Annotated in this window: 14 protein-coding genes, 1 other RNA gene and 1 pseudogene; 11 read left to right on the top strand and 5 right to left on the bottom strand. The window is 53.9% G+C overall.

The window, feature by feature from the left end; all coding sequences use genetic code 11:
- The first annotated feature begins 18 nt into the window (after positions 1–18).
- The 11 genes and pseudogenes from IHQ43_RS04020 to IHQ43_RS03970 form a co-directional block, all read left to right on the top strand.
- A complete protein-coding gene (locus IHQ43_RS04020; RefSeq protein ID WP_007953788.1) occupies positions 19–297 on the top strand; it encodes a hypothetical protein in 279 nt (92 codons plus the stop codon).
- 95 nt (positions 298–392) lie between these two features.
- Positions 393–782: a transfer-messenger RNA gene (gene ssrA, locus IHQ43_RS04015) on the top strand.
- Positions 783–967: 185 nt separating this feature from the next.
- On the top strand, positions 968–2,224 hold the full coding sequence (locus IHQ43_RS04010) for an integrase domain-containing protein (protein WP_192563461.1): 1,257 nt from the start codon (positions 968–970) through the stop codon (positions 2,222–2,224).
- A gap of 145 nt (positions 2,225–2,369) precedes the next feature.
- Positions 2,370–2,462: a hypothetical protein gene (locus tag IHQ43_RS29780; protein WP_425220300.1), complete on the top strand. Its 93-nt coding sequence runs from the start codon at positions 2,370–2,372 to the stop codon at positions 2,460–2,462.
- A 211-nt stretch (positions 2,463–2,673) separates the two neighbouring features.
- On the top strand, positions 2,674–4,242 hold the full coding sequence (locus tag IHQ43_RS29775) for an AAA family ATPase (protein WP_192563460.1): 1,569 nt from the start codon (positions 2,674–2,676) through the stop codon (positions 4,240–4,242).
- The gene (locus IHQ43_RS03995; RefSeq protein WP_192563459.1) at positions 4,239–5,099 is read left to right on the top strand and encodes an HNH endonuclease; all 861 of its coding nucleotides are present in this window, start codon (positions 4,239–4,241) and stop codon (positions 5,097–5,099) included. Before IHQ43_RS29775 ends, IHQ43_RS03995 begins: the two co-directional genes overlap by 4 nt.
- Before the next feature lie 124 nt (positions 5,100–5,223).
- Complete coding sequence (locus tag IHQ43_RS03990; RefSeq protein ID WP_208492432.1) at positions 5,224–5,769, top strand: hypothetical protein; 546 nt, start codon at positions 5,224–5,226, stop codon at positions 5,767–5,769.
- A complete protein-coding gene (locus IHQ43_RS03985; RefSeq protein ID WP_192563457.1) occupies positions 5,769–7,142 on the top strand; it encodes an adenine nucleotide alpha hydrolase family protein in 1,374 nt (457 codons plus the stop codon). The genes IHQ43_RS03990 and IHQ43_RS03985 overlap by 1 nt, the downstream gene beginning before the upstream one ends.
- Entirely contained in the window at positions 7,139–8,308 is a 1,170-nt protein-coding gene (locus IHQ43_RS03980) for an XRE family transcriptional regulator (RefSeq protein ID WP_192563456.1), read from the top strand. The genes IHQ43_RS03985 and IHQ43_RS03980 overlap by 4 nt, the downstream gene beginning before the upstream one ends.
- The gene (locus IHQ43_RS03975) at positions 8,283–8,909 is read left to right on the top strand and encodes a PIN domain-containing protein (RefSeq protein ID WP_192563455.1); all 627 of its coding nucleotides are present in this window, start codon (positions 8,283–8,285) and stop codon (positions 8,907–8,909) included. Before IHQ43_RS03980 ends, IHQ43_RS03975 begins: the two co-directional genes overlap by 26 nt.
- 80 nt (positions 8,910–8,989) lie before the next feature.
- Positions 8,990–9,103 (top strand): annotated as a pseudogene (locus IHQ43_RS03970) (transposase); the annotation flags it as partial.
- Between the two features lie 85 nt (positions 9,104–9,188).
- Here the strand turns inward: IHQ43_RS03970 and IHQ43_RS03965 are convergent.
- The 5 genes from IHQ43_RS03965 to IHQ43_RS03945 are packed head-to-tail and all read right to left on the bottom strand — an operon-like array spanning position 9,189 to position 15,225.
- On the bottom strand, positions 9,189–10,439 hold the full coding sequence (locus IHQ43_RS03965) for an McrC family protein (protein ID WP_192563454.1): 1,251 nt from the start codon (positions 10,437–10,439) through the stop codon (positions 9,189–9,191).
- Positions 10,436–12,622 carry an McrB family protein gene (locus IHQ43_RS03960; RefSeq protein WP_192563453.1) on the bottom strand — a complete coding sequence of 729 codons (2,187 nt, stop codon included), beginning with the start codon at positions 12,620–12,622 and terminating at the stop codon, positions 10,436–10,438. Before IHQ43_RS03960 ends, IHQ43_RS03965 begins: the two co-directional genes overlap by 4 nt.
- 58 nt (positions 12,623–12,680) lie before the next feature.
- Positions 12,681–13,370, bottom strand: coding sequence for an RNA ligase family protein (locus IHQ43_RS03955; RefSeq protein WP_192563452.1), 690 nt, complete (start codon positions 13,368–13,370; stop codon positions 12,681–12,683).
- Positions 13,367–13,900: a hypothetical protein gene (locus IHQ43_RS03950; RefSeq protein WP_208492431.1), complete on the bottom strand. Its 534-nt coding sequence runs from the start codon at positions 13,898–13,900 to the stop codon at positions 13,367–13,369. Before IHQ43_RS03950 ends, IHQ43_RS03955 begins: the two co-directional genes overlap by 4 nt.
- A complete protein-coding gene (locus IHQ43_RS03945; RefSeq protein WP_192563451.1) occupies positions 13,897–15,225 on the bottom strand; it encodes an AAA family ATPase in 1,329 nt (442 codons plus the stop codon). The genes IHQ43_RS03950 and IHQ43_RS03945 overlap by 4 nt, the downstream gene beginning before the upstream one ends.
- Positions 15,226–15,234 lie beyond the last annotated feature (9 nt).

Raw genomic sequence — 15,234 nt, 5'->3', positions numbered from 1 at the left:
CAGTTCAAGGAGATTCATATGAAACGTTCTGTACTGTTAGGTCTGTTCGTTACTGCCTCGATGATGGCGTCTGCTTCATTCGCCGCCGACAAGCCCGCCGATCTGTGCGATGCCAATCTGCAAACCATCAACAACGCCAAGGCGCAGGCAATGGCCTCACCCGACCTGAATCAACGGGTAGAAGCCAGTGTGCAGAAGGCCCAGGCACTCAAGGCCCAGGGCAAGATCGACGAATGCGTGGCTGAAACCCAGCAAACCATTCTGGAAATCCGCAAAACCAGCGGAACCAACAACTGATCGAAGCTCAGGCCAACCTTCGGGTTGGCCTTGTGAGCCGTTTGGCGTACACTGCGCAGGCTTGTTGCTCACAAGATACACAGAGCACCAGGCTCGGGGCCGTTTAGGATTCGACGCCGGTTGCGAAACTCTAGGTGCATGCCGACTTGGTAACAGAAGTCGTAAATCCACTGTTGCAACTTCTTATAGTTGCCAATGACGACCAATACGGTGCTGCTCTCGCTGCTTAATTGCAGCTGACATGCACTCCTGGTACCTTCGGGTCCAGCAATCATCAGGGGATGTCTGTAAACCCAAAATGATTGTCATATAGAACAGAATCGCCGTGCAGTACGTTGTGGACGAAGCGGCTAAAACTTACACAACTCGCCCAAAGCACCCTGCCCGTCGGGTCGCTGAGGGTTAACTTAATAGACACGGCTACGCATGTAGTACCGACAGCGGAGTACTGGCGGACGGGGGTTCAAATCCCCCCGGCTCCACCACTTCATCATCTAAAGACGTCCACGGACGTCTTTTTTTGTGCCTGAAATCCAGCAAAATCAAGGCTTTAGGGTCTACTGGCGTCCATAGACGTCCGGCGCAATCTACGACATCGGGTATTCCAAGTGGTATTCCAAGCCCTTCAGTGGTAATTTTTGGAATACCAATTGATGTCATGGAACACCTCATGTGCGCCCAAGCCACCCGCCTCTCTGATCGCCAGCTCAAAGCGGTAAAGCCGAAAGACAAGGACTACGTCCTCAGCGATGGAGACGGCTTACAGCTGCGCGTGAGGGTCAATGGCTCTACGCTATGGAACTTCAACTACCGCCAGCCGATCACCAAAAACCGCATCAATATGGGCCTCGGTACCTACCCAGAACTCTCACTCGCTCAAGCCAGGAAGAAGACGGTCGAAGCGAGAGAACTTCTCGCCCAGGGTATCGACCCGAAAGAACAACGTAGTGAATTGGAGCAAACAAAAAGGCAGGCAACCGAGCACACATTCGAGAACGTGGCGTCTGCTTGGTTTGAACTGAAAAAGGATTCTGTGACTCAAGCTTATGCCGAAGACATCTGGCGCTCGCTCACACTGCATGTCTTTCCATCACTGGGAACAACACCTATCTCGCAGATCAATGCCCCGAGGGTCATCGAACTGCTGCGCCCTTTGGAAGCCAAAGGTAGCCTGGAGACAGTGAAGCGACTGACCCAACGACTTAACGAGATCATGACCTACGGCGTGAACTCGGGAATGATCTTCGCCAACCCGCTCAGTGGTATTCGGGCCGTTTTCAAGAAGCCGAAAAAGCAGAACATGGCAGCCCTCCGCCCCGAAGAGCTGCCCGAGTTAATGGTCGCCATCGCCAATGCGAGCATAAAGAGAACAACCCGCTGCCTGATCGAATGGCAACTCCACACCATGACCCGCCCTGCGGAAGCCGCCACGACGTCCTGGGCTGACATCGACCTCGATAAGAAAATCTGGACGATCCCGGCGGAACGTATGAAGAAGCGACGCGCTCACGTCATACCGCTGACCGAACACGCACTTGCTCTGATAGAGACGATCAAGCCTTACAGCGGACACAGAGAGTACGTGTTCCCAGCCGACAGAGACCCACGAACTCACTGCAATAGTCAGACGGCAAATATGGCCTTGAAGCGTATGGGTTTTGAAGGTCGATTGGTGAGCCATGGCATGCGCTCCATGGCCAGTACCATCCTGAACGAACAGGGATGGGACCCGGAGCTGATCGAGGTCGCACTTGCGCACGTGGACAAAGATGAGGTGCGTAGCGCCTACAATCGTGCGGATTACATTGAACGCAGAAGACCAATGATGAACTGGTGGAGTGAGCATATTCACCGAGCAGGCATGGGTAGTTTGTCTATGTCGGCCACCCAGGGAGCTACGAGGTTAAAAGCGGTATCAGTGCGATAACTGGCGCAGGATCTCACCACCAGCGAGCTGGGCTTGGCAGACGAGATCGATACTCTCGCGAATCTTCGACGCAGTAACCCAAGGGAATACGCTGCAAGATTTCAAGGCAGATATCTTCGACAATTAGGCTAAAAATCCCGACCAGATCAACCTAATGATGCTCCACAGCTCGAAGGGGGTGGGGTTTCAGGCTGCTTTCATGATGGGCTTGGAGAACGGCGTATTTCCAAGCTCCTGAAATAGGACCGGTAAGCAACTGGCGGACGCCGCGAGTTTGATCTACGTTGGCGTGACACGTGCAAAAGCACAGGCTCATCTGATGTTTGACTCGCATGACTCCCAACTAATCACAGCAATTCGAAGGGCTACTTAGCCGCGCCAAGAATACGGTTGGAAAAACGACTCATTTGATTGTCAGGCTCAAACCATGGACATAAGGTTGGGTAAAGATGTTTACGGTCATTGATTCAGCGCAGCGGATCCCACCTCAAGCGAACTCCCAAGTATTTCTTCTGGTGGATTATTGGGATGACTGGTTCAAATTCCGCACGACGTTTAGGATCATCGTTTTTGACGCCACCGGTGTTCGGCATATGCCCGGATCCGTAAAAATTGGTCAAGCTGGCCTTCTCCCTGCGCCGAGGGGGTCGGACCCTCCGCCAGGGACACGAACTCCGGATCTCCCGGAAAATTTTGTCGCCCTTGATCCAGCGCAGTTCTTCTCACTTGGCCAAGACGAGGACTACTACGCAACCCTTGCATCGCTCCCCCAAGGATTCGGCTCAGTTATTCTCCAAGGGCTATGTGATTGCGCCTTTGACCTCCAAATCTTTAATAGGCACCACCACGAAGAGGTGATGGGCGAGTCCTTGCTCCGGTCGCTGACAGAGCCGAATGTGCGCAATCGCCTGAACCGTCTTGCGCACGGAAACGCGGTCCTGACTCGATTTGAGTTCGAATACACGCTTCCCCCACCACCTCCACCTATTGATGGCGGTGTTCTAGCTCCGCCTCCACCAACTATGCAATTCCAGGTAATTCCTAACGCCGAGCCTCCAACGAATCTGCACGTGCTGGTGGGTAGAAACGGGGTAGGTAAAACCCGTTGCGTTCAAGGCATCATAAATACTCTGTTAGAGCGAGATAGCGAATCCGCACCACGAGGAGAGTTACGTCGGCTGGGAGCAAATCACGACGACTGGACATTCTCCGGGCTGGTCTCCGTATCGTTCAGCGCTTTCGATAGCTTCGAATTACCGCCGCCAGCCACTATGCGGACCACCGCTGTATTCGTCGGCTTAAGATCGCAAAGAGAAGTGGATGGGCAAATTGTTGAACATCTCAAAAGCACTCAGGAATTAGCAAACGACTTCGTCCTGAGCCTAGAAAGATGCCAAAGTGAACCTCGGCGAGCACGCTGGCTTCGCGCCGTGGCAAGCCTAGCCACCGACCCGCTCTTTGCCGAAAATACAGTTGAACAACTCATCGAACCTAGTGACGATTGGCGAGAGCGTGCTAGCCGCTTTTTTAGGCTCCTAAGTTCGGGGCACGCAATAGTTTTACTTACAACCACTCGACTCGTCGAGCTCGTTGATGAAGGCACGCTGGTGGTGTTGGATGAACCCGAAGGGCACCTACACCCTCCTTTGTTATCCGCGTTTATTCGAGCAGTGGCCGATCTCCTCGTCGCTCGGAATGGGGTCGCCCTGATCTCGACTCACTCTCCAGTGGTACTGCAAGAAGTCCCGCGTAGCTGCGTTTGGATGCTAAGGCGAACCCGCACTCATTCAGCCGTTGAACGCCCATCCATAGAGACCTTTGGGGAAAGCGTTGGTGTCTTGACTCGAGAAGTGTTCGGTTTAGAGGTAACGGACTCAGGCTTCCATCAGCTTATCGCGGAGGTTGCTCGCAGACCTGGACAAACGTTTGAAGCAGTCGAAAGCCACTTTAGAGGGCAGTTAGGAGCCGAAGCACGAGCGCTTGCGCGAAGCCTTACCATTCATAGGGACGTGCCGTGAAACGTCTAGATCCACCTGCGTTCAACGCCACTTTGACGGTAGAGACCTGTGCCGCTGGCATCTCCATCCCCGAGAGAGCTCAAGCGCTCAGGGATGCATTACCTGTTATTCAAGCCTCGGAGGTCGAGTATCGAGAGCTTGGTTCAGCCGGCCAACTGTTTGAAATCGTCGGAAGCGACACAGTAACCCCACAGCTCAATGCAGACTTGATGGGAATAATCTACAAGTCGCACTTTGCCCGGAAGGGGTCACCGTCAAGATCACTTTATGAGCAGATCAGAATGGCTCCTGAGTTCGGCATCTGTCCATTGTGTGCTCAGAGGACCGTCGCCACGGTTGACCATTACTTGCCTCAAACTCGCCACCCCAAGCTCAATTTGACACCGGCCAACCTTGTCCCTGCGTGCTCAGACTGCAACAAACGCAAGCTTGCGGGGGTTGCCACGAGAGCCGAGGATCAAACCCTACACCCTTACTATGACAACTTGGGCAATGAGCGCTGGCTCGTTGTCGAAGTTCAGGCATCTTCGCCACCAACGATTTCCTTTTCCGTACGTCCCGCGGGGACATGGGGTGAAGTGCTCACAAAACGCGTGCATCATCATTTTCGAGTGATGGGCCTCGGTGAGCTTTACGCTGCACAAGCAGCCAGTGAAATGGCGGATATCTCGTATTCGCTTGAGGATGTCGGGGCCAGCTCGGGCCCCGCTGGGGTTCGCCAGCATCTTGATGGCCAATTTCGGTCCCGACACGCCCGCGACGCTAACTCTTGGAAAACCGCTCTGTACGAAGGGCTCAGAGACTCAGATTGGTTTTGTGTTGAAGGCTACCGACAGATTCGTACGCCCCGAGCATGAATGACTCTTTATCCTCCCCAATCGCGCCTTTGACATTGTCAGATTTTTAAATGTAATATCTGACAATGTCAAAACCGGTACTCACTGGGGGCTGGACGAAATGAGCGATGGGCCACATAGAAGCTTGAAGCTGCGAAAGCCATGGAAAGAACTGGCAAAGCGTGCGGACCAAGACACCTACAATGCCTCCCAGATCGCAGAGGCAACGACGCACGCAGTTGCCAGCGACTTCAAAATGGAGGTCTCGTGGCATCTGATGGAAGCCTTGAAAGCAGTCTTTACCGGCCGTGATAACTCTCTGGAAATGCCGGAACTTGCGCTGGATCAACTTGAAAATGCGAAAGCCCTAGCAGCAGCCTCCGTTTTTGGAACGAATCTTGTGGAATGGAGCATCACTCTTATCCATGAAGGCAAATTTGGAATTGAAGCATTCCATGAGGCGGTAGGCCTCGCCGCCAAAGACCGCTGCCACGCAAACATACGGTCGATCGAAGAACACTACCTTCGCGACTCGAATGAGCAAAGAGCAGAGCACGTGAGTAATAGACTCCAGAATGCCATTTCTACTCTATCGAGCACCCAACTCGGTCTGGATCTTGTGGGCCCAGAGCCCACTCGAATCCTCCCCCCTAGGAAGATGGAAGGTCTTGATGACGGGGTATCGTTGTGATGAACACCTTGCCGCCTAAGGAAATAGCTGTAGATATACTTGAACCTGGCGCCCGCAAAAGAAACGGTGTGGTCCCGTGTTACATCGAGAAGAACATCGAGTTCGACCTTGAGGCTCTCGCATCCTTCTCATCCCATGACAAATGGGAACCCGTAACTTATGACGCACTTCTCATAGCCGCTGCAGTCGAGTTCTGTGATCGCATCCTTGTCCGCAGCACCATGAGTTGGGGCAGGAGGTTCATCGTGCATGTTCCAGTACACGACGTTGAACGGTGGTCGAGTAACGAGGTAGATCGAGCGCTCGTCAACGCGCTGAACCTCCTGACCGGCGACGACTGGAATTTCAACTTTCGATCTCGAAAGCAAACCGCACAGAGACCGCCACAAGGCCAAATAGCTTTTCCTTCCGATGCAGAGGCGGTCATTGCTTTCAGTGATGGAATGGACTCCCGTGCGGTCTCTGAGCTTGAGAGCAAACGCCTAGGTAAACGCCTGATTCGTCTTCGAATAGGGAGCAAACAACACGACATTTCAAAGAAGGAACGCCAAAGGATTCCATTCACGGCCATCCCATATTCAGTCAAGCTTGATGATGCAAGAAGCGCCGAGAGAAGTGCGCGCAGCCGCGGATTCAAGTTCAGCATCATATCCGCAATTGCGGGGTATCTAATTGATGCTCCAATGGCCATCATCCCCGAAAGCGGACAAGGTGCACTTGCACCTGTGCTCCTTCCTGTTGCACATGGGTATGAGGACTATCGAAATCATCCCCTCTTCACCAAGCGGATGGAGTGCTTTATCGAAGCACTTCTTGGCTATCGATTCCAGTACACCTTTCCCAGGCTTTGGATGACGAAAGGCGAGACCCTGCGCGAGTTTGTGGAAACCTGTGGCCCTAGCGCGAATTGGATAACGACCAGGTCGTGCTGGCAGCAATCCCGACAGGTAGCCGTTTCAGGCGCAAGAAGACAGTGCGGCATATGCGCCGCGTGTATGCTTCGCCGCCTTAGCGTTCACGCTGCAGGATTAGAGGAGCCACCAACGAACTATGTATGGGAATCCCTAGACAGCCCGACCTGGGAAACAGGCGCAGCAAAAGAATTCACCAGTTTTACTAAAGCCTTGCGACAATACGCTATCGCAGGGGTGCTTCATTTCGAACACCTTTCTTCGATTCGGGAATCTTCGCAGTACGAACTGATCAAACGCCGCAGAACGAGCGAACTGGCTCGAGCTCTGGCCGAGTCGCCACATGCCGTGGCGCAGAACCTTGACAGGCTCTTGCAGCAACATGCCAAGGAATGGTCAGCGTTCACGAGCGATATGAGATCAGAGTCGTTCGTGAGGAAGTGGATAGATGGCGCATCATGACCAAACCAAACTTTGAACTGAACCCAGCTGAACTGGGTGAACGACTGAAGGTCGCGCGCGAAACCGCGGCCATGACCCAAGACGCAGCGGCCAAAGCAGTTGGCTTTGCTCGAACCACTCTTGTGGCCATTGAAAAAGGACAGCGCTCTGCAAAGCTTGACGAGATCCAGATGCTTAGCCGCTGTTATGGAGTATCTGCTAACTCTTTGCTACGCCGAGAAGCGGTCCATGTGGACCTTGTTCCTCGCTTCCGCTCACTCCCAGACACTGGTGATGCAGGCATCGACCAAGCTGCTCGGATGTTGAATGATCTCGTCAGGGCGGAAGTAGAACTTGAGAACATTTTAGGCGTTCGGAAAACCTCGAATTATCCGACTGAAAAAAGCATCTTACCTGGTGATGTACGCAAACAAGCAGAGCACGATGCCCATAGCCTCCGAAGCTGGCTAGGGCTCGGCGAGAGCCCGATTCAAGATCTGTTTTCACTCATAGAGATGCAACTTGGAATTCGTGTCTATAGCCGGAGACTTGAATCGAAAGTGTCTGGGCTGTTTGCCTATGACGACGCCGTTGGCGCCTGTATGCTAATAAATGCAGTACATCGAAAGGATCGTCAAACTCAGACTGGCGCCCACGAGCTCGGGCACTTTATAGCGACGCGGCGTCAGCCCGAGATCTATCAATCCGAAAAGTATGAGAACTCGCGTGAAGAGCGTTACGCGAACGCTTTCGGAAGCGCGTTTCTAACGCCTGCCCGTACTGTTATGGAAAAGTTCAAGGAAGTGACCATTGGATCAACCCACCTCACTCGTCGGCACATCATCCTACTCGCTAGTTTCTTTGGTGTTTCACGCCAGGCGATGGTGATGAGGCTTGAAGAATTGGACCTGACGAAAAAGGGTACTTGGGATTGGTTCATGGATAATGGCGGTATAACCGACGACCAAGCCCAGCAGGTACTAGGCCCGAAAGCTCACGATTCCACGCCTATGGAAGGCGCGCAATCCACGAGGCTTTTTTTGTTGGCTATCGATGCGTGGAAGAAGGATCTAATCAGCGAAGGGCAAATGTCGGATTTGCTTAAGCTCGACAGGGCGAAAGTACGCGAGTTGCTTGATGAGGCAGAAGAGGATGAGGTTGATGACCTTTTCAAGCTGTCTCACTGATCGAGATAGCATTCTCGTTCTCGACGCCAGTGTCATCATAAACTTGCTGGCGACCGGTTATGCAAGCGCAATTCTGCAAGCAGTTCCGACTCCTATTGTCGTCACCGACAATGTAATACGGGAGATTGAGCTAGGAGCAGTAAACAGCCGGCCTGAGCCGAAACAGCTTTTGGAGCTAATCCATAATCAAATTTTAAAGAGAGAAGAGCTTTCTGGCATTGCATTAGAGCACTTCTTTGAGTTGGTATCCGGATCCACAGCAGCCTCGCTCGGAGACGGAGAAGCCGCGACACTCGCCCTTGCACATTGCAACGGTTTCACCGCTGTCATCGATGAAAAAAAAGCAACCAAGATCTCCTCTGAACGCTTTGAAAATCTACGCCTGATTACGACGGTGGATATTCTCGCCTATGAACCTGTGCGGATTTCACTCGGAGATGAAGCGCTAGCTCAGGCAACGCTTCAGGCATTGAAAAATGCCAGAATGCAAGTTCGAGAGAACCAATTCGACTGGATTCAAAGGCTGATCGGATGTGAGAACGTAAGTTTATGCCCAAGCCTGAGGCGGCTCATAAAACTCAAAGCTGCAGGACGTTGTTGAATTGGTCAGTAATAGGCTTGAATCGCCCCTAGTTTCGTAGACACCTCCAAGCCTTAAAATGAGACCCATTAGGAGGTGCCATGAGCAACCCGCGTTATCCCGAAGAATTCAAAATCCAAGCAGTCAACCAAGTGACCGAAAAGCAGCTTCCTGTCTTGGAGGTGGCTGTGCGATTGGGTGTGCCTGTGCAGACCAAGCCATCATGCTCTCGCCAGCTTTATGCCTATAGGTGAGCACGTTGAAAGAATTTCATTGAACCGCAGCGCCAGCCGCGTCACTTTAGCCTTCTGCTAACCACCCATGTAAGCACTCGAAAACAGCATCGCGTCTAGTAAGTACCCCAGCCAAATCAATGCTGCAGATCACCAGTTGTACATCAGTGTCCTGGATTGATAGCTTGTCACGCACCCCGGGACTGACGCCTTCCATCGCTGGATAGATCAGCGCCAGCCGCTGACATTGGTAGCGCTGGGCGTAGCTGACCAGCTGATAAAGGTCGGCTGATGAAATACCCAGCTTGCGTTCTTTGAGATTAAGGATTTTCCACTTGGCATCTGCAATAGCGACCACCTGCTTTCCATGGAGCACCGATATATCTGGGCGTAATTGGAACACCTCATGCCCCACCTCATTGACCGCAAGATAGCGACGTGGCCCCTGAGCCTGGATCTGATGATCCTTGAAGGTGCGGCGCATCCGCCAGGTAACATAGCCTTCAAACAAACGGTTCATATCGAAGAGCAGAGCCAGCGCCGGCATACCGCCGGCAGTCACATTAGGGTGCAGTGCACGTAGAAAGTCCCCACAACGCTGGAATACGGGCTGCCAACGCTGATTGAGCCGATCGAATGCCAGCCCCTCAACTGCCTCAGACGTGAAATTGCGATCCGAAACCGCCGCAAGGTGTATCAACAACTCATTGATGCCACGCTTGATGTCGGGATGCTGGGTGCGCCGCAACAGCAGACCTAGCACATGGCGTAGCACCTGGTTGTATGGGGTGTCGATATCGAACTCATCAAAACGACAATGTACTCGCTGCGGTGTGAAGGCATTCAGCCGCACCTGCCTGACCAAATCAATTCGTCCGCGTACGGTGCTGAGTTCATCTTGTCTCGGCACATATCGACGAATCAGTCCGAGCTGCATCTGCTGAGCGATCATGCCGCGAAAGTGTTCAATGAACACATCCAACAGAGCATGTCTTTGTTGGCCCAGTGAAGCCTCTCCGATACTAGGCGGCGACAACGAACCGGTTAGCTGCAGCAGGCGTACTAGAATCTGCCGACACAACTGCGCGTCACGCTCGTGGCGAGCGATCTTCGGTAGTACCTCGATGATCAGTTCACCGAGCTGGATCACCCCGCAAAACTGGGTGAATTTCACCGCTGTCCGCCGCCACTCAAGTGCCTTGGCTGGCAAGGAAGCAGCAAGCTGTTCGAGCAATACCGCTTGCTGCAAGCTCAGAGACTGACCGCCTCCGGCTCGAATGGGTAGCCATTCGTGTTCGAGAACCTGCAATAACGTCATGCCAGGAGCTCATAGATCTTTCGAATGGCCTCTGGACTGATCTCACCTGGTGAACACACCTCGTAGCGCTGCGACTCGGGAAGGTCATCCTCCAGCTCGCCGAAGATATCGCTCGCCAAGTCACTGAATTCGCGGACGATCTGCATTTCAAACGGAGCCTTTACATCCCCGAATATCAGCCGAATGCGCTGCCAGTCGTTGTAGAAGACTTCTTGCAGTAGCGGAATGACTTCGCGGCACAGCACACTGCGCAACCCGTCCATATCGCTCACTCGAGTAAGGAAGGCATGACCGATTGTTTGATCACGGTGCAGCAAATAAGCGATACGACGGTTCAGCGTATCCAACAACGCGCGCAGGTTCAGCACACCACCCTCGCCATCCGGGATATACCCATCCCCCTGTGCCCCTGAAATCACCAGCGAATCAGGCATCAGCTCACGGAATTGGAAGCGTCGACGCAAGGCCGCATCCAGTAGCGCAATCGAACGGTCCGCCGTATTCATGCTGCCGTAGATATCTAGGTTGCGTGGTACTCCGAAATGCTCCCCGGAGTAAGGCAGGGTCAGCTCCATGCCATCCAACAGTCGGCCTTCGATGTCATAGTGGGCGCGCTTGTCCACCTCAATTAGCGTGATCAGCTCACCCAGGATCTTCGCCACATTGCCGCGGTTGATCTCGTCGATGAAGATGGCATAGCGATGCTGCGGATTCAGCCTGGCCCGTTCACACAGCCGCTTGAACACGCCTGGCTTCACTGCATAAATAACACCCTGTCCGTCGGCGGACGGTTCAGGACGTATACCCTCAATGAAATCTTCGTAGCTATAGGACTGATGAAAAGTGACGAACTCATAGCGCTTAACCAAATGCTGATTGGACGACTTCGGGCCTTTCTTGATCAGCTCAGCATGCTCGATCCACTCAGCGCAACTCTCCTTCCAGTCCCCCGCAAGAAACCATCTCCCTTCCTCGTCCTTATCGAACACATAAGGAGCCCTCCGGGCTGCCGTATCGCGTTGAACAGTCGCTGAGTCGAGAACTGTATGGCTCTGCAATGCCTCCCAGCAAGTTGCGCGCAGGTTGCTGTTGCTACTGCGAGACTTCGCCTTAGCGACAAAATAGCGATGGCCCATCAGCTGACTAACTTTCGCTTTGCCCCCCAGGGCGTGAAGGGCCATGAAAATCACCTGCCACCAGACAACATCCACTAAGTTAGAAAGGAGCCACTCGGTCTCCGTCAGCGTGCTCGAACTGTCTTCATACTTGGATAGGCGCGCTTTCAGGCTATGAGTCTTACCGGTACCAGGAGGGCCATAAAAGATCAGATTTCGCGGTTCCTCGACCAGCAATGGCTTACCCGAAGGCGGCTGTTCAGTTTCAGGCTTTACCAGGCGCCAACGATCTGCCCAAGGGCTTGTATAAAAGTCCACTTCACTACCTGCTGCGGTCTCCTCGGCCTGCCGAATTTCCAGCAACTCCCTGTCGAGCTTAATCGCTGGCCATGCCTTCACCTCAGGAAGTGCCAAAGTCTTGAAGGCAGATATGATGGTCGCTTTGTCATTGGGGCTGGCAATCCGCTCGAAAGTCCCCGGGAACAACAAATGAAGCAGAATATGCCGCATCTGCCGGCCGCCGCCCCATGGCTGAGCATCCAACCATTCAGCACAGTGCCAAGGTTCCTTCAGATACTCCTCTTGCTGAGTGCGCGGTAACTGATGAAAAGCCTCGACCATTCGAATCAACCAAGCCAGCTCTTCAGCCCGGTAACGATTAAAGCCCTGCCCTGCCGAGCCTAGCCCCTCAAGGGTTTCGTCTGTCATCAGCGTATTACTGAGCGGAAAATCGCTCCCCGACCAACTCCATACCTGCTTGATATTTTCGCGCTTCTTGGTCGCCGTTACATTGCTTTGGAACAACATCACCACCCAGAGCACCTCGGCCATCAGTTGGATAGCCTCAGGTGACGCGTCAGCCAACTGCCCTTTAAGCTTCTCCAAGAAGACCGCCGAGGTCTCATCGGGGCTGTCGATGAAACGCAAATGCAGCTCACCAAGCAGATCACTGGTCCAGCGCGGGCCAACAGCAAAAAGCGTCTGACCGTCGAGCAGGCAGTTTTGCTTCCACTGCTCGAAGGCGGCAAAGATGGGTGCTGCATTGTGATGAGGGTTGAAAGTCGACATGACGTTCCCTGTAAAAGCAACTGCGAATTCAGGTACCAGACGCACCTGACGTTAAGTACTACTGCGCGTTGTAGTCCACCCGATTCCACTCAATCGCACGCTTACGCCAATGCTGTTCGATGGCCTGGGTAAAGTCGGCGCGGACAATCTTGGCGCGAGCCTCGCACCAGTCGGCAGATTCGCGGCGGATAACCAGCCCCTCCAAAGGGCCGCTACGAAAATGGCTAGACGAAATCTGTACCTGCTCAAGTAGCGACTTCACGCTGGTTCGCCCAGAACACACCTGCGGCACGATCTTCAAACCAGCCTGGGCGGCCAGCGTATTACGCCGCGTGGTGCTCCAGAACTTACCGGCGTAGCGGTCATATACATCGAACAACAGGAACCAGTCCGGCAAGGTGCCGTAATCCAGTGAATGCCGAGCAGCACACCACTCGCCGAAAAGCAGCAGCTCGGGGCGTAAAACCACGCGGATCGCTTTACCATGCTGGGCCAGCCAGGCAGGCAGGCGTGAGAACTGCCCGACATGCGGCTCCTGTAGGTACTGGCCACGATTCTGTGCACGCAGTTGGCCGTCGTCCGCCAATGAGAGGCCCAAATTTGCCCCGTCGAGCTTTTCCTCCACCACCACGCTACCCGCCAGCAGGACCTTGGCCTCGGCTGCGTCGAGCACCTTGTCGTCTCGGGGTTTATCTGCACCCAACCAGACAAGATGTGGTGTGTGGGGGAAACGAAAGAACTCAGTCATCGCAACTGCTTTTCTGCATATTTCTGCCGCGACCAGTCTTCAATGATGGGATCAAGCAGTATCTGATGGGTCTGAAGCGCCCCTTCCCAGTCATGCCAGTCCGTGTCGCCAGCAAAAGCGACACACCCCTCCCCGAACGCTACATGTGAAGCCAAAGCAGCAGCCACCATCTTCCTGTCTGCTAAATCATGTACCACAGCCTGTAAGGATTGCGGTAAGACTCCACCGTTCTCATCGTATTCCACTATCACATCGTCCACGGCGGCTGTGCTCCACTTGTGCATCACCACCTGAATGCCGAAGTCGTTAAAACCCAGCTTGTGATTGTACTCCTCATAAATTTGGCCCTCCCCATCTAGGACCAACCGGGATTCGCTCCGCTGGAAGCTGTCCAGCCAGGTCCAGACCACCATGCGCAGCGCCGGATCTTGAGGAGTTGCGTCAATGTCACTGGGATGTATCGGATCAGCAGCGCTCGCTGCTATCAGCACATTGGTATCGACCACATAGCGCGCTTTCAAATCTTTCATGATTTGGCACCTTTCTGACGCTCAAACATCAGTCGTGCCTGTTCGCGTGTCTCACCCAACGCATCACCGAAGAAACCTTCAGGCCAATTCCTTACCCGTCCAAACGCATCAAGCTCCAACTCACGTAACCTTGCATAGTTATGTTCGCGCTCGACGAAGTACATCGCTGCCTCGGCTACCGTACTAATTTCCTGCTTTGCCACAAGCGTCTGCAAACGCCGGAACAAGTGCTCGGAGTGTGTCTCGACGATGAACTGCACCTTGCGCTCACGGCTGATCTGAGCAAACAGTTCGGCCAAAAGGGACTGCGCCAACGGGTGCAGATGACTTTCTGGCTCCTCGATGATCACAATATGTCCGGGCTCGGCAAACAGAGCCGACACGATGACCGGGAGAACCTGCGATACGCCTACGCCTACATCCTTGAGGTTCGACTTGCTGCCCTGATTCTCGATTAGCAGCTCATAACGCGCCGAGCCACCCAGCGCACGAACGGTAAGGCCATCGGCGAGCCCCATTTCCTTCAGCCAGTGGATAGTCTGCTGGAAGAGTTGCGCCTCAGCTGGCGGGGTCTTTCTGCCCCTGTGTGCAGCTTGTAACGCCACCCCACTGGCAATCAGTGCATCCACGGCCCTCGCTCCATCATCGCCGATACTAGCTGGCATACGGCCTGCCCAGATGTAATCGCGCTGGGCAAGGCGGCGAACCGGCCCCAGATAGATGATCTTGCCCAGCTCATCCAGCAATGCGGGGCCAATATCCCTGATCATTTCGCCTCGCGTGCCCAGTGAGGCAATCGCCGAGGCTGCAAAGGCGAAGGAGCGCTGAGGCCGAAAGTGCGGGCTTTGCCCCACAGGGCGATGCTCCGCTCCCAACTGCAAGCGGTAGATGCCCGGCCTGCGCCGCGCCACGAAAAAGCCCTGACCATCCTTGCCAAGGCGCAGATAATCCAGCTCGGCACTGCCACCCGGCCCCTGCCGGTAGCGTGCGGAAAAGATGGTTGCCTCTTCTGGCTGGCCGGATTCGCTCCACTTGAACTCGACCCCGACCTGATTGGCCTTGATCGCTTCAGACTCACCGCCATGACGGGATAGCAGATCCTTGAATTGCCCCAGCGTGACGGAGTCACCATCATCAGGATTGCCGAGATTAAGATCTAGGTTGGGGTCGTCGCCTTTCACCGTCTGGCGGATCAGCAACAGGCTTTGGATCAGACTGGACTTACCCGATGAGTTGGTACCCAACAGCAGAGTGATTGGAGCCAGACGTATAGCTCCGGTGGAACGCCAGATCTTAAAATTATCCAGTTTCAGATGGGTCAGCATGTTCGTTCC

The sequence above is a fragment of the Pseudomonas gozinkensis genome (assembly GCF_014863585.1).
Taxonomy (GTDB): domain Bacteria; phylum Pseudomonadota; class Gammaproteobacteria; order Pseudomonadales; family Pseudomonadaceae; genus Aquipseudomonas; species Aquipseudomonas gozinkensis.
Note: the sequence above shows the minus strand (reverse complement) of the source record. Positions and strands in the feature narration are given on the sequence as shown.